This is a genomic window from Mucilaginibacter sp. P25 (assembly GCF_050859465.1).
Taxonomy (GTDB): domain Bacteria; phylum Bacteroidota; class Bacteroidia; order Sphingobacteriales; family Sphingobacteriaceae; genus Mucilaginibacter; species Mucilaginibacter gossypii.
Map to the genome: position 1 here is coordinate 1,322,831 of NZ_CP193937.1, position 24,484 is coordinate 1,347,314.

Annotated in this window: 25 protein-coding genes and 2 pseudogenes; 25 read left to right on the forward strand and 2 right to left on the reverse strand. The window is 42.8% G+C overall.

The genetic code is table 11. The features are described from left to right. The first annotated feature begins 48 nt into the window (after window positions 1-48). The 21 genes and pseudogenes from ACRQ5D_RS06960 (at window position 49) to ACRQ5D_RS07060 (ending at window position 18,566) form a co-directional block, all read left to right on the forward strand. Window positions 49-2,463 carry an alpha-rhamnosidase gene (locus ACRQ5D_RS06960; protein ID WP_431199314.1) on the forward strand — a complete coding sequence of 805 codons (2,415 nt, stop codon included), beginning with the start codon at window positions 49-51 and terminating at the stop codon, window positions 2,461-2,463. 244 nt (window positions 2,464-2,707) lie between these two features. Continuing rightward, window positions 2,708-3,463: an ROK family protein gene (locus tag ACRQ5D_RS06965; RefSeq protein WP_090532325.1), complete on the forward strand. Its 756-nt coding sequence runs from the start codon at window positions 2,708-2,710 to the stop codon at window positions 3,461-3,463. A 38-nt stretch (window positions 3,464-3,501) separates the two neighbouring features. Beyond that, complete coding sequence (gene tkt / locus ACRQ5D_RS06970; protein WP_112653383.1) at window positions 3,502-5,505, forward strand: transketolase; 2,004 nt, start codon at window positions 3,502-3,504, stop codon at window positions 5,503-5,505. A gap of 81 nt (window positions 5,506-5,586) precedes the next feature. Continuing rightward, the gene (gene rpiA / locus ACRQ5D_RS06975; RefSeq protein WP_091167076.1) at window positions 5,587-6,294 is read left to right on the forward strand and encodes a ribose 5-phosphate isomerase A; all 708 of its coding nucleotides are present in this window, start codon (window positions 5,587-5,589) and stop codon (window positions 6,292-6,294) included. A 269-nt stretch (window positions 6,295-6,563) separates the two neighbouring features. Beyond that, a pseudogene (gene tal, locus ACRQ5D_RS06980) lies at window positions 6,564-7,651 on the forward strand (transaldolase). Window positions 7,652-7,787: 136 nt separating this feature from the next. Further along, complete coding sequence (locus ACRQ5D_RS06985) at window positions 7,788-7,943, forward strand: hypothetical protein (RefSeq protein WP_432328596.1); 156 nt, start codon at window positions 7,788-7,790, stop codon at window positions 7,941-7,943. Next, a complete protein-coding gene (locus ACRQ5D_RS06990) occupies window positions 7,906-8,082 on the forward strand; it encodes a hypothetical protein (protein WP_432328597.1) in 177 nt (58 codons plus the stop codon). The genes ACRQ5D_RS06985 and ACRQ5D_RS06990 overlap by 38 nt, the downstream gene beginning before the upstream one ends. Then, entirely contained in the window at window positions 8,079-8,378 is a 300-nt protein-coding gene (locus ACRQ5D_RS06995) for an HAD family hydrolase (RefSeq protein WP_432328598.1), read from the forward strand. The genes ACRQ5D_RS06990 and ACRQ5D_RS06995 overlap by 4 nt, the downstream gene beginning before the upstream one ends. Continuing rightward, entirely contained in the window at window positions 8,375-9,799 is a 1,425-nt protein-coding gene (gndA, locus tag ACRQ5D_RS07000) for an NADP-dependent phosphogluconate dehydrogenase (protein ID WP_091167067.1), read from the forward strand. The genes ACRQ5D_RS06995 and gndA overlap by 4 nt, the downstream gene beginning before the upstream one ends. Window positions 9,800-9,825: 26 nt before the next feature. After that, window positions 9,826-11,340 carry a glucose-6-phosphate dehydrogenase gene (gene zwf, locus ACRQ5D_RS07005; RefSeq protein WP_090532336.1) on the forward strand — a complete coding sequence of 505 codons (1,515 nt, stop codon included), beginning with the start codon at window positions 9,826-9,828 and terminating at the stop codon, window positions 11,338-11,340. 6 nt (window positions 11,341-11,346) lie between these two features. Next, window positions 11,347-12,078, forward strand: a complete 732-nt coding sequence (gene pgl / locus ACRQ5D_RS07010; RefSeq protein WP_091167064.1) for a 6-phosphogluconolactonase — start codon at window positions 11,347-11,349, stop codon at window positions 12,076-12,078. Between the two features lie 390 nt (window positions 12,079-12,468). Continuing rightward, window positions 12,469-13,071, forward strand: coding sequence for an outer membrane beta-barrel protein (locus tag ACRQ5D_RS07015; protein WP_091167061.1), 603 nt, complete (start codon window positions 12,469-12,471; stop codon window positions 13,069-13,071). A 172-nt stretch (window positions 13,072-13,243) separates the two neighbouring features. Continuing rightward, a pseudogene (locus ACRQ5D_RS07020) lies at window positions 13,244-14,690 on the forward strand (sigma-54-dependent transcriptional regulator). A 1-nt stretch (window position 14,691) separates the two neighbouring features. After that, window positions 14,692-14,895: a hypothetical protein gene (locus ACRQ5D_RS07025; RefSeq protein ID WP_091167056.1), complete on the forward strand. Its 204-nt coding sequence runs from the start codon at window positions 14,692-14,694 to the stop codon at window positions 14,893-14,895. 78 nt (window positions 14,896-14,973) lie between these two features. Beyond that, on the forward strand, window positions 14,974-16,008 hold the full coding sequence (locus tag ACRQ5D_RS07030) for an AI-2E family transporter (RefSeq protein ID WP_091167054.1): 1,035 nt from the start codon (window positions 14,974-14,976) through the stop codon (window positions 16,006-16,008). Window positions 16,009-16,171: 163 nt separating this feature from the next. Beyond that, on the forward strand, window positions 16,172-16,438 hold the full coding sequence (locus tag ACRQ5D_RS07035) for a YtxH domain-containing protein (RefSeq protein ID WP_090532345.1): 267 nt from the start codon (window positions 16,172-16,174) through the stop codon (window positions 16,436-16,438). Between the two features lie 22 nt (window positions 16,439-16,460). Further along, window positions 16,461-16,850 carry a phage holin family protein gene (locus tag ACRQ5D_RS07040; protein ID WP_091167052.1) on the forward strand — a complete coding sequence of 130 codons (390 nt, stop codon included), beginning with the start codon at window positions 16,461-16,463 and terminating at the stop codon, window positions 16,848-16,850. Between the two features lie 3 nt (window positions 16,851-16,853). Beyond that, window positions 16,854-17,075 carry a hypothetical protein gene (locus tag ACRQ5D_RS07045; RefSeq protein WP_432328599.1) on the forward strand — a complete coding sequence of 74 codons (222 nt, stop codon included), beginning with the start codon at window positions 16,854-16,856 and terminating at the stop codon, window positions 17,073-17,075. An 11-nt stretch (window positions 17,076-17,086) separates the two neighbouring features. Next, window positions 17,087-17,248 (forward strand): hypothetical protein, encoded by a 162-nt coding sequence (locus ACRQ5D_RS07050; RefSeq protein WP_432328600.1) that lies wholly within the window; start codon window positions 17,087-17,089, stop codon window positions 17,246-17,248. Between the two features lie 326 nt (window positions 17,249-17,574). Continuing rightward, window positions 17,575-18,234 carry a tRNA (guanosine(46)-N7)-methyltransferase TrmB gene (trmB, locus tag ACRQ5D_RS07055; RefSeq protein ID WP_091167047.1) on the forward strand — a complete coding sequence of 220 codons (660 nt, stop codon included), beginning with the start codon at window positions 17,575-17,577 and terminating at the stop codon, window positions 18,232-18,234. Beyond that, on the forward strand, window positions 18,234-18,566 hold the full coding sequence (locus ACRQ5D_RS07060) for an MGMT family protein (RefSeq protein WP_091167044.1): 333 nt from the start codon (window positions 18,234-18,236) through the stop codon (window positions 18,564-18,566). Before trmB ends, ACRQ5D_RS07060 begins: the two co-directional genes overlap by 1 nt. Window positions 18,567-18,784: 218 nt before the next feature. On the opposite strand, the gene ACRQ5D_RS07065 is transcribed toward ACRQ5D_RS07060, so the two are convergent. Both ACRQ5D_RS07065 and ACRQ5D_RS07070 read right to left on the reverse strand, forming a co-directional pair. Then, window positions 18,785-19,144 (reverse strand): VOC family protein, encoded by a 360-nt coding sequence (locus ACRQ5D_RS07065; protein WP_091167042.1) that lies wholly within the window; start codon window positions 19,142-19,144, stop codon window positions 18,785-18,787. Between the two features lie 67 nt (window positions 19,145-19,211). Beyond that, window positions 19,212-19,589, reverse strand: a complete 378-nt coding sequence (locus tag ACRQ5D_RS07070; RefSeq protein WP_091167039.1) for a VOC family protein — start codon at window positions 19,587-19,589, stop codon at window positions 19,212-19,214. 112 nt (window positions 19,590-19,701) lie between these two features. Between ACRQ5D_RS07070 and ACRQ5D_RS07075 the strand changes: the two genes are divergently transcribed. The 4 genes from ACRQ5D_RS07075 (at window position 19,702) to ACRQ5D_RS07090 (ending at window position 24,410) form a co-directional block, all read left to right on the forward strand. Next, window positions 19,702-20,046 carry a carboxymuconolactone decarboxylase family protein gene (locus ACRQ5D_RS07075; RefSeq protein WP_091167037.1) on the forward strand — a complete coding sequence of 115 codons (345 nt, stop codon included), beginning with the start codon at window positions 19,702-19,704 and terminating at the stop codon, window positions 20,044-20,046. A gap of 126 nt (window positions 20,047-20,172) precedes the next feature. Next, window positions 20,173-20,742 (forward strand): DNA-3-methyladenine glycosylase I, encoded by a 570-nt coding sequence (locus ACRQ5D_RS07080; RefSeq protein ID WP_091167035.1) that lies wholly within the window; start codon window positions 20,173-20,175, stop codon window positions 20,740-20,742. 158 nt (window positions 20,743-20,900) lie between these two features. Further along, window positions 20,901-23,708, forward strand: coding sequence for a DNA polymerase I (gene polA, locus ACRQ5D_RS07085; protein ID WP_091167032.1), 2,808 nt, complete (start codon window positions 20,901-20,903; stop codon window positions 23,706-23,708). A gap of 138 nt (window positions 23,709-23,846) precedes the next feature. Further along, a complete protein-coding gene (locus tag ACRQ5D_RS07090; RefSeq protein WP_431199316.1) occupies window positions 23,847-24,410 on the forward strand; it encodes a carboxypeptidase regulatory-like domain-containing protein in 564 nt (187 codons plus the stop codon). Window positions 24,411-24,484: the final 74 nt, after the last annotated feature.

Below are 24,484 nucleotides of genomic sequence, written 5' to 3' on the forward strand. Positions count from 1 at the left end.
TATTGCATATAAATTAAAGCTTTAATTGTAATTTAGCTGTACAGGCAAATGCCGATCACCTATAAACCACCCTATTTCATGAAGACATCTTTTAAACGTTACTTTTTTTCGTGTTTTCTTTTTATTACAGCATCCACCTATGCGCAAACCATCAGTCCGGCGCTTTTAAAACACCAGTGGAAAGCATCGTGGATCACTGTTCCACAGGAATCATTAAAAGAATATGGCGTTTATTACTTCAGGAAAAGCATTGAGCTTTCAGCTAAGCCTGCTTCTTTCGTCGTTCATGTATCGGCAGATAATCGTTATAAACTATACGTTAACCAAACTTTGGTTTCGTTAGGCCCCGCCCGCGGAGATACTTATTACTGGAATTATGAAACGGTTGATCTGGCGCCATATCTTCAGCCCGGCAAAAACCTCATTGCCGCTGTAGTTTGGAATGATGGCGATTATCGCCCCGAAGCACAGATCTCCTTACAAACAGGTTTCATTATGCAGGGCGATACGCCAAATGAAGAAATCATCAATACCAATAAAACATGGAAAGGCATCCGTGATAAATCATTTCAGCCTATTACCGGTATCGGCTGGCATCCTTATTACGTTGCGGGGCCGGGCGAGTGGGTAGATTTAAACCAATCTATAAAAGATTGGAACGCGACCGGGCTTGATGACAGTAGCTGGAAAAATGCTATCCGTATTGACAACGGAAATCCAAAAGGCGTAACCAATGCCTTTGGCTGGATGCTGGTGCCATCGTCAATACCCGCCATGGAAATGACCCGTCAAAGGATCCCGGTTTTAAGAAAGGCGGATGGCATAACTATTCCTTCTTCATTCCCGGCAAGCAAAACTGTGGTCACTATCCCGGCTAATACTTCGGCTACCCTGATACTCGACCAAACGTATCTTACTAACGCGTTTTTAACACTCAATTTTAGCAACGGAAAAAATGCAGGTATCGGCATTAGCTATACCGAATCGTTGTTTAAAGCGCTTACCGGCCCGGAGGGTACTGTTAAAGGCAACCGGAATGATGTAGAGGGAAAGATCTTTGTTGGCAGGCGCGACAGCATAATTGCTGACGGCGCCTCCGGCAATTCATTTACTACCTTAACATGGCGCACTTTCAGGTATATCGAAGTAAAAATAACCACCAAAGATGAGCCATTGGTTATTGACGATATTTACGGAACGTTTACCGGGTATCCGTTTAAAATGAATGCCAAACTGGAAACGCCCAACCCCGAAATGCAGCAAATACTGGATATTGGCTGGCGCACCGCCCGCCTTTGCGCCGGTGAAACCTATACCGACTGTCCATACTATGAACAGCTGCAATACGTTGGCGATACCCGCATCCAGGCGCTGGTATCTTTTTATAATAGCGGCGATGACCGCCTGGTGCGCAACGCCATCAACCAGATGGATCATTCCCGCCTGGCCGAAGGGATCACGCTAAGCCGTCACCCCTCGTTCTCGCCCCAAATTATTTCCACCTTTTCGCTTTGGTATATCGGCATGCTGCATGATTACTGGATGTACCGGCCCGATAGTTTATTTATTAAAGACAAGCTGCCCGGCATGCGCGATGTGCTCAATTTTTTCAGCAAGTATCAGCAAGCCGATGGCTCCTTAAAAGATACACCCTACTGGACATTTGTTGACTGGGTTAATGACAAAGGCTGGGATTTTGGCCAGGCCCCCAAAAGCGCCAAAGGCACTTCGGCTATATTAGACCTGCAGTTGATGTGGGCCTATCGGCAGGCCGCCGAAATGGAAGCAAAAATGGGAATGCCCACGTTTGCTGCAATGTATAAGGCAAAAGCCGCACAGTTAAAAATCGCTATCCAAAATAAATATTGGGACGCGGGCAAAAAACTATATGCCGATACCGAGGATAAGCAACTATTCTCTCAGCATACTAACTCCATCGCTATACTGGCTGGTATGGTAAATAGCGCGATTGCGCATGATATCAGCTTAAAACTATTGAATGACAGCACACTTACCCAATGCACTATCTACTTTAAATATTACCTGCACCAGGCCATGGTTAAAGGCGGTTTCGGCGATGATTATTTAAACTGGCTCAACATCTGGCGGGATAATATCAAAATGGGATTGACTACCTGGGCCGAAATCTCCGACCTTGACCATAACCGCTCCGATTGTCACGCCTGGGGTGCAAGTCCGAATATTGAATTTTACCGTACTGTTTTAGGCGTGGATACGTACGCGCCGGGTTTCAGCAAAATAAAAATTGAGCCGCATTTGGGCCAGATCAGAAATATCAGCGGTGAAGTGCCCCACCCTAACGGAAAAGTTTATGCCAAATACGTGTTCGATAATGGTAAATGGAGTATTAACATAGTGCTCCCCAAAAACACATCAGGCATTTTTGTGTGGAAAGGGAAAACTTTTACACTTAAAACAGGTAATAACAGTTTAAGCATTTGAAAAAAATAACCGGGGGTTATTTACATTTTACCTTAATTGCACTGATTTTGCCACGCATAAGTAAAATACTTTTAAATATTGACTCGTTAAATAAAAGCAACGCTAACTTTACCTTTGTTGCTTCAATGGGATAAATTGATTTTATCACATTATTTAACAATTTGATATTATTAAAATGTGATATTTATGCGCTGGGAACTAAGGTTTTCACCAAATTGCCAACCAGCTAAATAAATTACGCTAAATGAAAAAAACACCATCCCAATTAAGGGTTCTCTCAATCGATATCGGTGGATCACACATTAAAGCCACTATCCTGAATAAAAAAGGGGATTTAAAAATGGAGTACGACAAGATACCTACTCCCGCTCCTGCAAATCCCGAAAACGTTATAAAAGCTATCAACACCCTTGTGAAGGATTTTCCGGCATATGATAAAATATCGGTTGGTTTTCCGGGTTATGTAAAAAACGGGGTTGTTAAAACCGCGCCTAACCTTGGTACCGATTACTGGGCCGATGTTGATTTAAGCAAAAAACTGGAAAAAGCATTAGGCAAACCAACACAGGTGGTAAACGATGCCGATATGCAGGGGCTTGGCGTAGTTGCCGGGAAAGGCCTCGAAATGGTGATAACCCTGGGCACAGGTTTTGGTACTGCTTTGTTAATGGACGGTCATTTATTGCCCCACTTTGAGCTGGCACACCTCCCGATAAAAGAAGGCATTACCTATGATAACTATATCGGCGAGAAAGCTTTGGAGAAAGAAGGCAAAGAGAAATGGAACAAACGCATGAAAAAGGTTTTCAAAATATTGAAAACTGTATTCAATTACGATACTTTATACATTGGCGGCGGCAATTCAGATGAGCTTACCTTTAAGCTCGACAAAAACATGAAAATAGTTACCAATGCCGATGGTATCAAAGGCGGCGCAAGGCTTTGGCTCAGTGAGGACGAAAGTAAAACCAAGCGCAAAATAGCAACACCTACCGAGTAAATTAAAAACTAACACTAACTACAATACCTGATAACAAAATGGAAAACCAACAAGACATAGAAAAATTGGCGATTGATACCGTAAGGGTATTGGCAGCCGATGCTGTGCAAAAAGCAAACTCAGGCCACCCGGGTACAGCTATGGCGCTGGCACCAATGGGCCACGTTTTATGGACAAAATTTTTAAACTACAACCCTAAAAACCCTGATTGGGCAAACCGCGACAGGTTTATCCTTTCGGCAGGCCACGCTTGTATTTTACAGTACAACTTTTTGTATTTAATGGGCTATGATCTTTCATTAGATGATATCAAACAGTTTCGCCAGCTAAACAGCAAAACGGCCGGTCACCCTGAATATGGTTTGGCTCCGGGCATTGAAGTAACTACCGGCCCGCTGGGACAGGGCTTTGCCAATGCTGTGGGCTTTGCCATTGCTCAAAAACACCTGGCTGCCCGTTACAACAAACCTGGTTTTGAGCTGTTCAACTACAATATTTACACCATTTGCAGCGATGGCGACTTGATGGAAGGTGTAACTTCCGAAGCAGCATCATTGGCTGGTCACCTGCAATTGGGTAACCTCATCTATTTGTATGATGACAACCACATCTCTATTGAAGGCAGCACTGATATTGCTTTTAATGAAGATGTAAGCGCCCGTTTTCGCGCATATGGCTGGCACGTGCAGGACCTTACTGACGTAAACGATACCCACGCGCTTGAGCTGGCTTTGATCAATGCCAAAGCCGAAACTCAGAAACCATCATTTATCCGCGTTCGCTCGCTGATTGCCTATGGTAGCCCTAATAAATCGGGCACTGCAGGTTCACATGGTTCGCCGCTTGGCGCCGACGAAATTAAACTGGTAAAACAGTTCTTCGGTTTCGATCCTGAAAAATCATTCAACGTACCTGACGAGGTGCTGGATTACTATCACAAAAAAGGTGCACGCGGCGCTGCAGTTGAAGAAAAATGGAACAAATTATTTGCAGATTATAAAGCAAAATTTCCTGAGTTAGCCGCCGAATACGAAGCTGCCGCGAAAGGCGAACTACCTGCAGGCTGGAAAGATAAATTGCCGGTATTTAAAGGTTCCGACCCTAAAATGGCAACCCGCCAGGCCTCAGGCAAAGTATTAAACGCTATTGCGCCGGCATTGCCAAACCTTATTGGCGGTGCGGCCGACCTTGCCCCATCAACCGAAACTAACCTGAAAGAGTACGATTCGTTTACATCAGAAAACCGTGCAGGCCGCAACTTCCACTTCGGGATCCGTGAGCATGCTATGGGTTCTGCATTAAACGGTATGGCTTTAACCAAAGGTGTGTTGCCGTTTGGTGCTACCTTCCTGATGTTCTCTGAATATATGCGCCCGCCAATCCGCCTGGCGGCCATCATGAAAATAAACCCGATTTTTGTTTATACGCATGATAGTATTGGTTTGGGCGAGGATGGTACTACTCACCAGCCTATTGAGCAATTGGCTTCTTTACGTTCGATACCAAACTTAACCGTGATCCGTCCGGCTGATGCCAACGAAAGCGCGCATGCATGGCGTGTTGCCATCGAGAAAAAAGGCGGCCCAACTGTGCTGATCTTCACCCGCCAGGGCTTACCTATCCTTGACCAGGATAAATATGGCAAAGCCGAAAACCTGGAAAAAGGTGCTTATATCCTTTCAGAAGGCAGCAAAGGCCCGGATCTGATCCTGATCGCTACCGGATCTGAAGTAGCTTTAATTATGCAGGCACAGGAAAAACTGGAAGCTGAAGGCATTTCAACCCGCGTGGTAAGTATGCCATCATGGGAATTGTTTGAAAAACAGGATGCGGCTTACAAAGAATCAGTATTCCCTAAAGCAAGTAAAAAACGTTTGGCGGTTGAAATGGCATCACCAATGGGCTGGCACAAATATATCACTGACGAAGGCGATATGCTGGGTATGACCACCTTTGGCGAATCAGCCCCAGCCGAAGATCTGTACAAACACTTCGGCTTTACTGTTGATAACGTTGTTAAAAAAGCAAAAGCTCTTTTATAGAGGCAAGAAATCAAGAGTCAGGAATCAAGATCTTTCTTCCTTCCTGGCTCTTGACTCTTGACTTCTTGATTCTGAACTAACATGAACTGGAACAGCAACCTGATAAATAACCTTGAGTGGGCCGATAAGATCATCAATATCGAAGGCAAACAAAAGGTAGCTGCCGAAATTGCAGCAAAAGTTAAGGATGGCGATATTATAGGTGTTGGCTCGGGTTCAACATCATACCTGGCTTTGGTGGCCATTGCCCAAAGGGTAAAAGATGAAAAGCTGAATGTAAAAGCAATCCCAACTTCGGTAGAGCTTTCTATGTTTTGCAGTAAACTGGGCCTGCCAATAACAACGCTGTATGAACATAAACCCGATTGGCTTTTTGACGGAGCTGATGAGGTTGACCCCGACAAAAGCCTGATCAAAGGGCGCGGCGGGGCTATGTTTAAAGAGAAGTTGCTCATCAGCTCAAGTGAAGTAAGTTATATTATAGTTGATGAGTCGAAAATGGTTGATAAATTAGGCTCGAAATTTCCGGTGCCTATCGAGGTTTTCCCACAGGCATTACCTTATGTGGAAAAGGAGCTGAAAAGTTTAGGAGCCACCGAAATAGCTATCCGTCCGGCAAAAGGTAAGGATGGGCCAATAATTTCAGAAAATGGCAACCTTGTATTGGATTGCAAATTCGATGAAATTGGTAAAAGTTTTGAAAGGGATATTAAATCGATAACAGGGGTAATAGAAAGCGGGCTTTTTATCGGCTTTGATGTGAATATTATCATGGCCTCGAACAGTTAGATTTAGCCTTAAGTTCGACATCTTTAGTCCGAAATCTTAAAGAAAATGAGACTTTTGATTTGCTAATTCTAATTTAAGACTAAAAACCGGCATTTACTGCTAAAAACTGCAGACTTAACCCGGAAATATTAACAAAGTATGATATAAATCTTACAATTACTGACATTCTTATTAAGAACTTTACATAATAGACCGATTTGGTAGCAATTTTTACTACCTTCATCGCGCTTTTAACAAAATAATTAACAAACACAAAAACAAACCCTATTATGGCAACTAATAACGTAGCACAGATACATGGTTTTGGTCAGAGTATCTGGCTTGATTTTATTGACCGTGAGATCATTTCTTCAGGAAAACTTAAACAATTAATTGACGTTGACGGCGTACGCGGCGTTACTTCAAACCCTGCAATTTTTGAAAAGGCTATCAGCAGCAGTTCTGATTACGATGCTGATATCGCTGCTCTTAAATCTGAAAGCGACAACGAAAAGCTGTTTTTTGAAATAGCTGTTAAAGATATCCAGGCTGCTGCCGACCTGTTTAAAGGTGTTTACGAAGAATCAAACAAAGTTGATGGTTACGTAAGCCTTGAAGTTTCTCCGTTCCTGGCTTTAGATACCGAAGGTACTGCTAAACAAGCAGAAGAACTTTGGAAAAAGTTAACCGCGAAAACGTAATGATCAAAATCCCTGGTACTAAACCAGGTTTGGCTGCTATTCAGCAATCAATTGCAAAAGGTATCAATATCAATGTTACCCTGCTGTTTGGCTTAGAGCGTTATGAAGAAGTGACCGAAGCTTACATTGCAGGCCTGGAAGAGCATTTAGCTGCAGGTCATAAAATTGCCCACATTGCGTCAGTAGCCAGTTTCTTTCTGAGCCGTATTGATGTTGTTGTGGACCCGATCATTGAAGCAAAAGGCGAAAAAGAGCTGTATGGTGAGGTCGCAATCGCATCAGCTAAAAAAGCATACGAAATTTATAAAAGGGTATTCAGCAGTGAAAGGTGGAAAAAACTTGCCGAGCAAGGTGCACAACCACAGCGTTTATTATGGGCAAGTACAGGCAGCAAAAACCCTGCATTTAAAGATACCAAATATGTTGAGGCATTAATTGGCCCGGACACGGTTGATACCGTTCCTCTGGAAACCGTTGACGCTTTCCGTGATCACGGTGTTGCTGCCAACACTTTAGAAACCGGTTTAGATAAAGCTACCGAGATCTTAGCCAAACTACCTTCTTTAGGTATCGACCTTGCTGCTGTAACCCAGCAACTGGAAGACGAAGGTATCGAGAAATTCAACAAGCCATTTGAAAAGTTGTTGAACGCCATCGAAACACAAAAGAATAAGTAATAAGTTCGAAGTCTTAAGTCGAAAGTGATGAGTTCGAAGTCGGGGTAATTATTTTGACTTCGGACTTAATACTAAAGACTTACGACTAAAAAAATACATCTATGGAAGTTGCTGATCTAAAGATCCTTTTTTTGACGTGGGCGGCATTTTGCTGTCGAACGGATGGGGGCATGAGGCGCGCGAAGAAGCGGCCAAACGTTTTAACCTTGATTACGAAGAAGTTAACGCGCTGCATAATTTCATTTTTAACGTATATGAAATTGGCAGTATCACGCTCGACGAGATACCTTGATACGGTGATATTTAACCACCCGCGGGATTTTGTACGCGAAGATTTTAAGGATTTCATCTATTCTACATCTGTGGAATTGCCTATGCTGCAATTCCTGAAAGATTGGAAAAAGATTGCGGCTTCCGCATTATATCAGTGAACAACGAGGGTAAGGAGCTAAACGATTACAGGGTACGTAAGTTTAAGCTGCATGAGTGTTTTGATGCCTTTGTATCATCATGCGAAGTAAAAATGCGTAAACCTGATCCGGGTATCTGGCAGTTAGCTATGGGTATAGCCCAGGTATCGCCTCAGCAATGCGTTTATTTCGACGACAGGAAAATGTTTGTCGATACCGCGCAAAAATTAGGCATCCGTTCTTTTCAGCACACCAGCCTCGAAAACACTAAGAAAATTTTAGAAACTCTTAAAAAAGAAAACCTCAAAACAACATGAGCGCAACAGAAAATAAATACGCCTTTGGTATGATAGGCCTGGGTGTTATGGGTCGCAGCCTGCTGCTGAACATGGCCGATCATGGCTTCGCGGTGGCCGGGCACGATAAAGATACCGGTAAAGTAGATTCATTGAACCAGGAAGCTGGTGACAGGGCCGCAAAGGGCTTTGCCGATGTTAAAGAATTTATACAGAGCCTTACCACACCAAGGGCTATCATGATGTTGGTGCCTGCCGGTAAAATTGTTGACGCTGTAATTGAGGAATTAACCCCGTTATTAGAAAAAGGCGATATTCTGATTGATGGCGGTAACTCGCACTTTACTGATACAAACCGTCGTGTTGAGGAACTGGAGGCTAAAGGACTGCATTTCTTTGGCATGGGTGTATCAGGCGGTGAAGAAGGTGCCCGTCGTGGCCCAAGCATGATGCCGGGTGGCGATAAGGATGCTTATGCTGTCATGAAACCTATTTTTGAAGCCATTGCTGCTAAAGTTAACGGCGAACCGTGTGTTACTTACATTGGCCCTGGCGCATCAGGTCACTTTGTTAAAATGGTTCACAACGGTATCGAGTACGGTATCATGCAGGTAATTGCCGAAACTTATGAGATCCTTAAAAAAGGCTTAAAGTTAGGTAACGACGAAATTGGCGATCTGTTCACTAAATGGAACGAAGGCCGTTTACAGTCATTCCTGTTAGATATCACCAAAGATATTTTCAAATACAAAGCACCTGGAACCGATCATTTATTGTTAGATGATATTAAAGACGAAGCGAAAGCTAAAGGTACAGGTAAATGGACGTCGCAGGTGGCTATGGATTTGGTAACCCCAATCCCAACCATCGATACATCGGTATCTATGCGCGACCTGTCTAAATACAAATCACTGCGCGAAAAAGCTTCTGCCCTTTATAACGACCCTATTGAGCTTAAAGGAGATAAAGAAGAGTTACTGGTTGCTTTAGAGCAGGCTTTCTATTTTACCAGCATCCTTACTTATGCACAGGGTATGCACCTGCTTACCAAAGCATCTGAAGAGTATAAATATGACCTTCATTTGGGCGAAATTGCCAAGATCTGGAGAGGCGGCTGTATCATCCGTTCAGAATTTTTGAATGACATTTACAATGCTTACAATAAAGATCAGGCACTGCCTCACCTTTTGCTTGACAGTGATATACAGGCATTGGTTGCCGGTACCTTACCAGGCATCAGGAAAGTATTATCGGCTACTATTGCTGCCGGTGTTGCTGCTCCCGGTTATGCTTCAGCATTGAGCTATTTTGATGCTTTCCGCAGCGAAAGAATGCCTTCAAACCTTACCCAAGCCCAGCGTGATTATTTTGGCGCGCACACTTATGAGCTGATTGGTAAAGAAGGCACTTTCCATACACAATGGGCTCCGGCAAACGACTAATTGACGCTATTAATTAAAACAAAACAATGAGCACAACAGCTAAATCAGACCCTACCATATTTATCATTTTTGGTGGAACGGGAGATTTGAACTCCCGGAAAATTGCGCCGGCCCTATATAATCTATTTTTAGATGGATGGATGCCCAAACAATTTTCCATTATTGGTACCGGTCGTACCAAGCTAACCGACGAGCAGTTCAGAGAAAACCTATATAAAGATATCAACCAGTTTTCGCGCAGCGGTAAAACGGATGATAAACAATGGGCCGAATTTGTAAAAAACGTTTATTACCAGGTATCTGACGCTACTGATTTTGAAACATACAAAGAATTTGGCAAACGCATTGAGAAACACAACGCCGAGTGGAAAACTAAGGCAAACGTGTTGTTTTACCTTGCGGTAGCGCCTAATTTCTTCCCGATCATTGCCTCAAACATATCAAAAGCTAAATTGGCCGATGATAAAAAACGTGTAAGGATCATCATTGAGAAACCATTTGGACACGACCTGGAAACTGCAAAAGATCTGAACCAGTTATTGAAAAGCATTTTTGATGAATGCCAGATCTATCGTATCGATCATTACCTGGGTAAAGAAACTGTTCAAAATATCATGGCTTTCCGTTTTGCCAACTCCATTATGGAGCCGCTATGGAACCGTAACCACATTGAACACGTACAGATCTCCGTTACCGAGCAATTAGGCGTTGAAGAACGCGGCGACTATTATGATGGTTCGGGCGCTATGCGTGATATGATCCAAAACCACCTGCTGCAGTTGCTTTGCCACGTGGCTATGGAGCCTCCTATCAGTTTTAGCGCCGACGAAGTACGCGACCGCAAAGTTGACGTATTGAAAGCAATGCGCAAATTTACCGCCGAAGATGTTCGTAATTCGACCGTTAGGGGCCAATACGGCAGCGGATGGATGAAAGGTAAAGAAGTACCGGGATACCGCGAAGAACCAAAAGTTAATCCGGAATCAAATACCGAAACTTTTGCAGCAATTAAGTTCTTCATCGACAACTGGCGCTGGCAAGGTGTACCATTCTACTTGCGTACAGGTAAAAGAATGCACCAGTCATCATCAGTTATCACTATCCAGTTTAAAGATGTCCCTCACCAGATTTTCCCGGCCGAAGCTACCGAAAGCTGGCAGCAAAACAGGTTGATCATCAGCATTCAGCCAGAGATGAGCATCCGTTTGCAGGTTCAGGCTAAACGCCCCGGTATCGATATGGTATTAAACGCCGTTGATATGGTGTTTGACTATAAAGGTACTTATACCAACCAGGCACCTGAAGCTTATGAAACACTGATACTGGATACCATGATGGGCGATCAAACCCTGTTTATGCGTGGTGACCAGGTTGAGGCAGCATGGGAACTGGTAATGCCGATACTAAACACATGGCAAAATAAAAAGAGCCTTAACTTCCCTAATTATTCGGCCGATTCATGGGGCCCTGAAGCTGCAGAAGCTTTAATTGCCCGTGATGGCTATAACTGGTTTACTTTACCTGTAAACGGTAAAAAATAAAAGCTGATGAAACTGAATATCTATAACACAGAAGGTGAAGTTTTAACCGGGCTGGCCGATCATTTTGTTATCCTGGCTACCGAAGCCATCAACAAAAACGGGAAGTTCAGTGTGGCGCTTTCGGGCGGCAGCTCACCTAAAAAGCTATACGAGCTATTAGCTTCAACAACATACGCCGACCAGGTGAACTGGGAAAAAGTTTTCTTCTTTTTTGGCGATGAGCGCAACGTGCCACATGACCATAAAGACAGCAACTACCTAATGGCAAAAAAAGCGTTGTTTGAGCCATTGATGATCAGTCCGGCACAGATTTTCCCGGTTGAGACATCGTTTGGCCCTGCCGAAGCTGCAGCCAAATACTGGGAAGTGATCTCGGCGTTTTTTGATGACGGCGAAGCAAGCTTTGACCTGGTGCTGTTAGGCTTAGGCGATAACTCGCACACCGCATCATTATTCCCTTATACGCCGGTGTTGCATGACCGTGTGCCTGGTGTAAAAGAAGTATGGCTTGAAGATCAGCAGGTATGGCGCATTACCCTCAACGCACCGCTTATTAATGATGCTGCTCAAATAGCATTCTTAGTTTACGGCGCAGGCAAGGCCGAAGCTGTAAAACACATCCTGGAAGATGATGAGGATATTGAGCTTTATCCGGCACAGCTTATTGATTCCATATCCGGCGAAGTAGAATGGTTCCTTGACGAACCCGCTGCTGCCGATTTGGAGAATAAAGAATAATATCTGCTATTATTTTAGCAACTAAAGGGCTTGGGCGTTTGCTTAAGCCCTTTTTGTTTTGAGTAGTTCTATAATGATTACGGGATGTATATTGTAAACTAAATTCACAGGATTTTTTCGGCATTTACTCGTTTCGCCCAATTTCACGCAGAATTCATCATTTTTCGGGTCAAAAGCCCATGTTAAGCCAATGTTAATTTTGACAAAAAAACAGCAATTACAAGTCCATTTTACACTCGCCTGACTAAAATACCCATAGGGTCAAAAAATAAATTACTATTAATCAATCGATTAAATATTCATGACTTTTGGATGAAAAATCGCATCTGATTTGTGTTGTTAATTTGCTGTGTGTTTAAAACAACATATATCAAAAACACAACAATAGTTATGAAAAATTTATTCAAAGTTTCAGCATTAGCCCTTGCATTTGCAGGCTTAGCATTTGGTGCAAAAGCACAAACATCTACACCTACCACCACTACTACAACATCAACTACAACTAAAAGCGGCATCCGTTACAGCATCGGTGTTGACGCAGGCATTCCTCTTAGCAATTTCAAAGATAACTACAAGTGGAATTTAGGCGGTTCGGTACAGGCTGATATCCCGGTTCTTTCAAACCAGTTATTTGTTACTGTTAACGCAGGCTATAACAACGTATTCGGTAAAAAAGATATTGGCGGTGTACAAGGCCTTGACGCACCTGATTTTCATTTAATCCCGGTTAAGGCAGGTTTGAAATACTTCCCTATCAGCAATTTTTATGTTCAGGGCGAAGCCGGTGCTGCATTCCTGTTAAACAAATCTGACGTTGGCGCTAATAAATCAACTGCATTTGTTTATGCTCCGCAAGTTGGTGTTCAGTTCCCGGTAAGTGCAAGCAGCTTTATTGATGCTGGTATCCGCTATGAAGCAACTACCAAATATGCAACAGGTGTTGATCAAAGCAAAGTTAACTTTATAGGTTTACGTGTAGCGTACGGCTTTTAATATATGGCCCTACAAATACCTTGATATAAAAAGGGGAGCTCATTCGGCTCCCCTTTTTTATTATGTTTTTTTAGTTGATATGAACCTTTATAATTAAATAAATCGTATAAATTAGCACATTGTTTGTATTTTGACACGTAATATTACATTTACCGCACAATAATTGCTGAATATGAAAAGGATCCTCATCATTGATGATGAAGTTAATGTGGCGTTATTGCTATCGAAGTTTTTGACGCGGAATGGGTTTGACGTTAGTACGGCATCAAGCGGTACCGGGGGATGGAAGCGTTGAAAAATGGTGAATATCAACTTGTACTATGTGATTTCAGGCTCGAAGATACCGACGGCCGTGAAATGCTCCGCAATATTAAAATCCAATATCCAAAAACAGGGGTTATCATCATCACCGGCTATTCAGATATTAAAATGGCGGTTGAGCTTATTAAAATGGGGGCCTATGATTATATCACCAAGCCGCTGTATCCCGATGAAATATTAAATACTATTAATAAGGCCCTTGAAACACACCATGCCCTGGTTGAAATTGACGAGGAGCCACAGGCGACTATTTTACCTGAGAAAACTAAAGTTAGCACCGTAAAAAAACCGTTTTTGCAGCCGAATTTGTAACTGGCACCAGCCGCGCGTCAAAAGAGCTTGCCCGGCAGATAGAACTGGTGGCACCAACAAACTACAGTGTTATTATTTTAGGCGAAAGCGGTACCGGAAAAGAATCCGTAGCGAAAAGTATTCACCTCAACAGTCCGCGGCATAACCAGCCTTTTATAGCCATGGATTGCGGTTCTTTAACCAAGGAGCTCGCGGCAAGTGAATTTTTTGGCCACGAAAAGGGTTCATTTACCGGCGCTTTATATACTAAAATAGGCCACTTTGAAATGGCTAACGGAGGTACTTTATTTTTAGATGAAGTGGGCAACCTTTCGTACGAGATCCAGGCAGCTTTACTTCGTACCGTACAGGAACGTAAAGTTAAAAGAATAGGCAGTACCAAAGAGATAGATCTTGATGTACGCATTATCATAGCCACCAATGAGAACCTACAGGAAGGGATTCAGAAAGGCCGCTTCCGCGAAGATCTTTATCATCGCTTTAACGAGTTTAGCATTTACATGCCGCCATTACGTGAGCGCGGCCATGATATTATATTACTGGCAGAACATTTTTTAAAAATAGCCAACCAGGAGCTCGGGCGCAACGTTGAATCCTTCTCACAGGAGGTTGTAGATTGCTTTATGAACTACCGCTGGCCGGGCAACATCCGCGAGCTTAAAAACGTGATCCGCCGGGCAGCGCTTTTAGCCGAGGGCAATGAGATCACGCTTAAAGCATTGCCGCTTGAAATGTCGACCTATAAATTATCATACGAAACGGCTAATCATTATACGCAACATCATCATACCACATCGCATACAGAAGAAGCGCCCGAGGCTAAAGAACCCCGTCATGACCTTAAAAATGCCGCGCTCGAGGCCGAGTATGAAACAATTATAAGGGTGTTAAGGGAAGTTAATTTCAACAAAACCAAAGCTGCCGAAATCCTGAATATCGACCGCAAAACCCTTTATAATAAAATGAAGGCCATTAACCTTAAGTAAAATGGGGGCTCATGAAGAAAAAGACGATGCCGAGACCCTGCGTAAACTAAGGCACGACATAAAAAATCAATTATCAAACATTCACCTGGCGCTTGAGCAATTACGGTATGAAATACCCAATCCAACATCAGACTGTTTGTTTTACATGGATACCATAGAAATAAGTTCAATCCGGATCAATACCCTGCTTAACGATACCAACTAAAGGCGTTGCAATTAATGATTGAAACGCTAAAACTTTTTGGCGTTTTTTTGTTTAAGCAAGTATCAATCAACAGCCTACATGTCAGTCTTCAATTATAAGCAGCGCAACAATATTATCCTGGCGAGTATCATTATACTTGGCTGTTTCTTATTATATGCGCTCAGCAGCTTGTTTAGCTCAATCCTTGGCGCAGTGGTACTGTTCACCATTTTTCGTCCCCTTTACATTAATCTTGCCGAAAACAAAGGATGGAACCGCTCGCTGGTGGCCCTGCTTATTATTTTTATATCGCTTATTGTGATTGTGATCCCCTTCTTAACACTAAGCATAATGGTTGTGGGCAAAATTTCAAGCATCAACCTTAAAGATCTTCCTATTGACCAGTGGATTTCAAAAATCGATGCATTTGCCGGCGCAAACCTTAATCAACCTCATTTTGCCGAAGAGACATTACAAAAATTAGGCACTTTTGCTACCGGTCTCTTCCCGTCTATACTGGGCAGCGCGGCCAACACCATATTGACCCTGCTGGTATTGTATATTATACTATATTTCATGTTTACACAAATACGTGAATTTGAGGCCGGGTTATTGAAATATGCGCCATTCAGGGAGCAGCATGCATTGAAATTTGCCAATGCCCTGCGCGATTCTACCTATTCAAACGTTTTAGGCCAGGGAATTATAGCACTTACACAGGGAATACTACTGGCCAACGGATTTTGGATATTTGGCATTCCCGACCCGATTTTTTGGGGGGTTATCGCTATCTTTATTTCGTTTTTACCTGTGGTAGGTGCACCAACGTTATGTATCCCGGCAAGCATTGTATTGTTTGCACAGGGGCACAACTGGCAGGGGGTAGCATTACTGGCTTATGGTTTATTGTTCATTGGCAATATTGATAATTTTTTGCGCATGATCATTAACAAGCGTGTTGCCAACACACACCCTATTATTTCAATAATAGGCGTTTTTATAGGCCTGCCCCTTTTCGGGATCCTGGGCCTGGTGTTTGGCCCGGTACTGCTATCCTATTTCCTGCTGCTGATGGAAATTTATGAAACAAACCGCATGGCGGCCGACAGGCTTGAACGGATAAACAGCTTATAAAATATATCGTACAGCCCTGAATAGTTTTGTGAACACAGGGTAAAATTTATTTGACTGATAAAAGTTAATTTATACTTAAATAAAAATAATTGTGCCAAATGCACATATTTGGCAGGATATTTACACGTAACTAATAAAATGTTCAACTTTTAATTATATTACAATGAATGATAACTCAAAAGTAGTTGTTGCATTGCTTGCCGGTTTAGCAGCAGGGGCAGCGTTAGGTATTTTGTTTGCACCTGATAAAGGCAATGAAACCCGCGACAAGCTTACCGAATCATTAAAAAATCTTGGAGAGTCGATAAAAGATACTGCCGCTGCCGAAATTGACAACCTGGTTGGCTTAAAAGACAAAGTTGTTGAAAACATCAAGTCGAAAATTAAAGGTGCCGAAGAAGAATATCAGGACGACCTGGAGCACGCATAAGCATGTATAACACCAATCCCGGATGCCGATAAAACAACATCCGGGATATATAACCTTACTCATGGAAGATAAAAAAGAGACTCAACCACCAGTACCCCCAATAGTTGATCAATTAAAGGAATATGCCGAAACACGGTTTAAGCTTTTAAAATACGAAGCTATTGAAGGTGGCACCTCCATATTAGCAAGCATTATTGCCGATTTGGTGACTGTAATAAGCATGGTACTGGCTTTTCTTTTTGCAAGTGTTACCTTAGGCTTTTTTCTTGCCGATATTTTACACTCTTACTGGATGGGTTTTGGATGTATTGCCGTGCTATACTTTTTGATAGCCATGTTTATCAAGATATTTAAACGACACCTTGAAAGGCCGCTTATCAACATCTTTATTCAAAAAATATTTAAAAGATAAACCATGGATCTCCATATCACCAACATCAGCGATCTGCAAGCCGAAATATTCAGGTTAAAAACACTTGAAAAACAGCAATCGGTGGCTTTGAAAGCGCGCGTTAACAGCCCTTCTGCTTTATTTTCAACTGTGCTTACGCTGTTCCCGCGTTCAAATGATACCGATGGTGTAAAAAATACCAGTTTTTTCATCCCGATATCCTCAACCTCATCTCTAGGTTCGTGATTCCGCTTACCTTGAATAAAACGCTTTTTAAACACTCCAACTTTTTGGTAAAAACACTGGTTGGCCTGGTATCACAAAAAGCTTCAAACTATGTTAATGAAGATACCGTGAGCAGCATTTGGGACAAAGCAAAAACGCTTTTCGCCAAATTCACCAAAAGAAAGATGACGTAGCATATAAACCTACGCCATATGTTAAGCCTGTGGGCGGGGCTGTGGTATAATAATTTTTACACGAATTTTTCGAATTGAGACGAATTTCACGAATTAGAAAGTTTAACCTTTGAACTTCGTGTAATTCGATTAGTTGCTGCTCAATCTGCAAATCAATTCGTGTTAATAATTCCCACACGAATTTTGCTAATTATTCGAATTTCTCAAACCTGCTATACAGATCCATTAAACCAATTCGTTTAATTCGATTTAATTGCTCTGCAACAAGCAAATCATTCGTGTTAAAATAATTTCAATATTTTTGCGCTTTATTTTAAAAACGTAAAGTGGGAAAAGATAAGTTAAGGCGTTTTGCCGAGGTTGAAACCTTTAGTAATGTATTGCAATTAGATGCCGGCAAACCGTTTAAGGGACAATGGGATTCTGAATTTTTCAAAAATGACAATCCTGTAGTGCTTGAGTTGGCCTGCGGCAAAGGCGAATATACCGTGAACCTCGCGCGGATGTTCCCCAATAAAAACTTCATTGGTATCGACTACAAAGGCAACCGCATTTGGCGCGGCGCCAAAACTGCCATCGAAGATGGTGTGCCTAATGTTGCTTTTTTACGCATCCAGATCGAAAACCTGCTCGATTATTTTGCCCCCGGCGAGGTTGATGAAATCTGGATCACCTTTCCCGACCCGCAGCCGCAATTAAGCCGCGAGAAAAAGCGATTAACTTCACCACGGTTCTTAGATAAATATATCATCGTCTTAAAACCTGGTGGCTGTGTTAACCTTAAAACAGATAACGATGGATTGCATGCTTATACCGCCGAAAAAATTGACGAGCTGAAGTTGAATCTGTACGTTAAAACTGAAGATCTATACAATTCGGTATATGCGGACGAGGTACTTTCTATTAAAACCTACTACGAGAAAAAATATTTAAAGGATAACAAAAACATTAACTACCTTAAGTTTTCATTTCCTGAAAACGCCTGATGGAGGACATTAATTTTTTTGAAAAAGTTTACCAGGTAGCCCGACTCATTCCGCCGGGACGGGTGACCTCATATGGTGCTATTGCAGCCTATCTTGGTACCAAAGGCTCATCGCGCATGGTAGGCTGGGCCATGCAGGCAGCGGGCAATGCCAAACCAGCAGTTCCGGCTCACCGGGTGGTAAATCGGCAGGGCTTGCTAACGGCAAAAGCCCATTTCGGCGGCAACCGCATGGCTGCAATGCTGGAAAGTGAAGGCGTAAAAGTAGTTGACGATCAGATCCAGGATTTCAAAACAGTTTTTTGGGACCCTATGGTAGAGCTGGCGTTGTAATCTACCGCTAAACTTATTTAACCATATCATTGCGAGGAGCGAGCCGGATAGTGCGTGAGCGCGACATGGCAATCTCGTAGCCAATGCATAAAAGTCAAGTACAGACCAACCTAAACGGACGAGATGCCGCGCTACGCTCGCAATGGCATTTTTTCTATTTCAAGATATAGATAATTTCATCATCCCAACACTTGTTGGCTCCAGCAGCAATTATTAGTTTACTCTGTAAACTGCAGCAACTCCATCCTGTTTCCAAATGGATCAATAAATGAAAACCGCGTGCGATCCGGAAGAACAGGTTCTTCCCAAAACTCAACGCCATAGCTTTCCAGGTGCCGGCGGGCTTCTGCAATATCGGTAACCTCAAAGGCCGTATGCCGCGATGTTCGCGGTAAAGCATCTTCGGTACTTAAATGAAGCTGGATATCTGATATCTGAAACCAATAGCCTTTTGAATTAAAGGCCGGTCGTTCTATCCGCTGTAACCCCACAACGTCGGTATAAAAAATTCTTGCTTCTTCCAGCCGTTCTAACGGAACACAAATCTGGATATGGTCGGCGCGTTTAAAGTTGATCATAAGCCCCTCTAAATCCCCCTAAAGAAGGCGATTTTAATTAAATTATTAATTTCTATGATAACCTCGGTTATTCATGCTCGGCAAAAGTAAGCACATAACCGTTATTATCTTTTATGGAGAATTCGGTAGCACCATAAAAAGTAGTTTCGAGGCCTTTTAGTACGGTTACCTTATCCTTTATCTCTTCGAAAAAAGTACGGATATTTTTCAGGTTGATGTACAACAGTAATGAGCCGCCATCGGTACGGCTTATCTCGGGCAGATCATCGGCCAGGCTGCTAAAGGTTTGGAACATCATGGTAACGCTTCCGTTAGTCATCATGGCCCAAACAAGATCGGGCCCGGTTTCGGGAACACTCATTGCCACTTTAAAACCAAGCAGTTCATAAAAGCTGATGGTTGCATTAATATCGTTTACAAAAATGTTAGGTGATAAACTTTCCATAATTAGTGTGTAAAGAATTTGGTTAACGCCATAAAAATAACGATCCAATCTTTTAAATGCTAAATATTTTAGCTTAATTAGCTTAAATTTTTATTAACAAACACAACACCCCGTGGGAAAACTTGTAGAAGAATTTGACGCCTATCGCTCTAAAATGAACGACAGGATCATGGAAACCGCCAATACCAATATTAAACGCTTTTTTGCACTCGATACCACCAGCTATGCCGAAGGCGCACTGGATGTTAAAACCAAAGAAATGCTCGGCCTGGTTGCCAGCATGGTTTTACGCTGCGACGATTGCATTAAATACCACCTCGGCAAATGCCACGAAGCGGGCGTTAATCACGATGAAATGAACGAGATTTTTATGATAGCCAATTTGGTTGGAGGCTCAATAGTTATTCCACATTATCGCAGAGCTGTTGAATATTGGGATGAGTTGAATGAACAATAAAATAACCTCACCACGTCATTGCGAGGAACGAAGTAATCGCGAACTATACAGAGCGGCTCCGCTAATCGAGGATTGCTTCGTTCCTCGCAATGACGTGATTTATAATCAACATAAACCTTGTAAAACATGACCGATCAAACAAATCCAAAAGACCTAATCCGCTGCTCCTGGGCAGGCACCGACGAATTATATATCAAATATCACGACGAAGAGTGGGGCAAAGAAGTTCATGATGATCATACCTTATTTGAATTTCTGATATTAGAATCTGCACAGGCCGGGCTTAGCTGGATCACTATATTGCGCCGCCGCGAAGGCTACCGTAAGGCATTTGCCAATTTTGATGTGCAAAAAGTAGCAGCTTTTACCGATGAAGACGTTGAGCGCTTAATGCATGACGAGGGTATCATCCGCAACAGGCTTAAAATATTAGCCGCTATCAACAATGCTAAACTGTTCATCGGTATACAAAAAGAATTTGGTTCGTTTGATAAATACCTGTATAGCTTTATGCCCGATGGAAAACCTATCGTAAATCATTCGCATAAAATACCGGCTACCAGCCCCGAATCTGACGCTATCAGTAAGGATATGAAAAAACGGGGTTTTAAGTTTTTCGGCAGTACTATTTGTTATGCCCACATGCAGGCTACCGGTATGGTAAATGATCATATTCCTGATTGCAGCTTCAAATAAAACAAACACGAATTTTCCCGAATGTGATCGAATTACGCAAATTGATAATGAAATTAAAACCATGCAATTCATTAAAAATCGTGTTCTTTGCATAAACACCGGCATCAAAAATTTCGAGTCAATTAGCTTAAATTCGTGCAATTAGTGTCAATGATATTATGAAAAAACTATTTCTTTTGGATGGCATGGCCCTTATTTACCGGGCGCATTTTGCTTTAAGTAAAACACCACGGTTTACCTCAAACGGGCTAAACACCTCAGCAATGATGGGATTTACCAACACCCTGCTGGATGTTTTGAAAAAGGAGGCTCCCACCCACATGGCCGTGGTTTTTGATACCGAAGCACCAACCGAACGACATACCGATTTTGAAGGCTACAAAGCTCACCGCGAAGCCATGCCCGAAGATTTGGCAAAGGCTTTACCTTATGTTATAAAAATCATATTGGGGTTTAACATCCCGGTTATCACGTCGGATGGATACGAGGCTGACGATATCATCGGTACCCTTGCAAAAAAAGCTGAGCAAAAGGGCTACACTGTTTATTGTATGACTCCCGATAAAGATTTTGGCCAATTGGTATCAGATAATATTTTCATTTACAAACCGGCCCGCATGGGCAACGAGATGGAAATACAAGGAGTGAAAGAGATATTAGCCAAATGGGAGATTGAGCGTGTTGACCAGGTGATAGATATTTTAGGGCTATGGGGCGATGCGGTAGACGGCATTCCGGGTATTCCGGGCATCGGCGAAAAAACGGCAAAAGCCCTCATTAAGCAATATGGCTCAATGGAAAACATCTTTGAGCATAGCCATGAGCTTAAAGGAAAGCAGCGCGAAAACGTTGAACAGTTTAAAGAGCAGGGCCTGATGTCGAAAAAACTGGCTACCATATTGCTAAATGTACCTGTTGAACTGGATGAAGAAGGCCTCGAAGTATGCGCTCCAAGTAAGGAACTATTAGAGCCGCTTTTTGCCGAATTAGAGTTCCGTACTTTAGGCAAGCGTGTATTTGGTGATGATTTCAGTATTACTGAACTGAAACCGGCCGGAACCCAGATCGATCTTTTTGGCAATCCAACAGCAACTGGTCGCACCACCATGACGGTTGATGTGGAAGATATTCGTGAGGACCTGATCATCGCTGCCAAAAATATTAACAATACGCCGCATGAGTATCATTTGGCCGACACCCTTGAAAAACGGGCCGAACTGATCAACATATTAGCGCAGCAGCCAACCATTTGCTTTGATACCGAAACCACCGGTACCGATCCTAATCATTGCGAACTGGTAGGCTTGTCATTTTCTGTTAAACCACGACAGGGCTGGTATGTACCCGTCCCTGCCGACCAGGCGGGAGCACAAAGCATTGTTACCGAATTTAAAGCAGTGCTTGAAAATGAAAATATCGGCAAAATAGGGCAAAACATTAAGTTTGATATCCTGATGCTCAAATGGTACAACATCGAAGTGAAAGGAACTCTGTTTGATACCATGCTGGCCCATTACATCCTTGATCCGGATACCCGCCACAATATGGATATCCTGTCGGAAAATTACCTGGGCTACAAACCGGTTTCTATAACCGAACTTATTGGCCCCAAAGGCAAAAACCAGGGCAATATGCGCGATGTGGATTTTGAAAAAATAAAAGAATACGCCGCCGAGGATGCGGATATCACCCTGCAGCTAAAAGATATTTTTGAGCCTAAACTAAAAGAGGTAGAGGGCGAAAAACTGGTGAATGAAATAGAGCACCCGCTTATTTACGTACTGGCCGATATGGAGTACGAAGGTGTGAAAATAGACCATGATACCCTGCGTGAGTTTAGCAAGCAACTGGAAACAGATATTGCCCAATATGAAAAAACAGTTTATGAAAAAGCAGGCGTAAAATTTAACATTGCATCGCCAAAACAACTGGGTGAAGTATTGTTCGAGAAACTGATGCTTGACCCTAAAGCCAAAAAAACCAAAACCGGCCAGTATCAAACCGGAGAAGACGTATTGCTTTCATTAGCTGCCAAGAGCGATATTGTGCGTGATATTCTTGATTTCCGCCAGCTGCAAAAATTAAAATCGACTTATGTTGACGCGCTGCCGCAGATGGTAAACCCTAAAACAGGCAGGGTACATACATCATACAACCAGGCTGTTGCCGCAACAGGCCGATTAAGCAGCGTTAACCCCAACCTGCAAAATATCCCTATCCGTACCGAGCGCGGCCGCGAGGTAAGGAAAGCTTTTATCCCGAGAGATAGCAACCATACCATCGTCTCTGCGGATTATTCGCAGATAGAACTGCGCATCATTGCCGAGATCAGTAAGGACCCTAACATGATGCAGGCCTTTATCAATAACCACGATATCCACACGGCAACAGCTGCCAACGTTTACGGCATCGGGCTTGACGAGGTAACCAGCGATCAGCGCCGTAATGCCAAAGCTGTTAACTTCGGCATTATTTACGGCCAGTCGGCCTTTGGCTTATCACAAAGCCTGGGGATTCCGCGTAAGGAGGCTGCCGAGATCATCGAGCAATATTTTGTGCAGTTTGCCGGCATTAAACAATACATGAGCGATACCATGAACTTCGCCCGCGAAAATGGCTACGTGTGCACGCTGATGGGCCGCCGCCGCTATTTGCGCGATATCAATTCGGCCAATGCAACCGTTCGCGGTTTTGCCGAGCGAAATGCTATCAATGCCCCAATACAGGGCTCAGCCGCCGATATGATCAAAATTGCCATGATCAATATCCACAAAGAACTTAAGGCACAAAAGCTGGATACCCGCATGACCATGCAGGTACATGACGAGTTGGTGTTTGACGTTCCGAATCATGAAGTAGAGATCGTGAAACCGATCATTATGCATCACATGAAAAACGCTATCAAAACCGAGGTACCCATCATGGTTGAAATCGGCACTGGTTTGAACTGGCTTGAAGCGCACTAAGTCCTCAGACTTTAATGGGGATATCGGCCTTGTTTATCCCCATTTTATTTGCCCGCACATTTTCCTGATAAAACTATGAAAGCAAAAATCGCTTTAATATATTAAGCTCCATGACAAACCATTACAACGGAGGCACCGGTGAATAAAGCGTTACTTAAACTTAGCATAATATATCTTTGTGCTTTGTTTACATCTTCATCATCAAATGCCCAAACAGCTGTTATTAAAGGGACTGTTACCAACGGGCTTTCAAACATACCACTTCCGGGAGTTTCTGTAATGGTTATTAATCAATCATCCATCGGTACAATCACCGATTCACTCGGCAACTATAAGATTGTCTTAAAACCGGGAAATTTTGGCTTATCGTTTTCAAAAATCGGTTTTAAAAGCAAATCCTCGTTAGATATCCAGGTAAATAACGTTAAGGCTACTATTGTGGATATAGCACTTGATGAGGAGGTAGCCAGCCTTAATGAGGTAAAAATTACGGCAAGCAGCCGCCTCAACAAAACGCTTGAAAGCCCGGTATCATTACGTAGCATCGTCGTATCCGAAATTAAGCGAAACCCTGGCGGCAATCGTGATATCTCAAAAGTTATCCAATCGTTACCCGGTGTTTCGGCGCCGGTAAGTTTCCGTAATGATATTATTATAAGAGGGGAGCACCTAACGAAAACCGATTTTATCTCGACGGTGTAGAAATTCCTAACATCAACCACTTTGCCACACAGGGCTCATCCGGCGGACCAGTTGGCCTGATCAACGTAGATTTT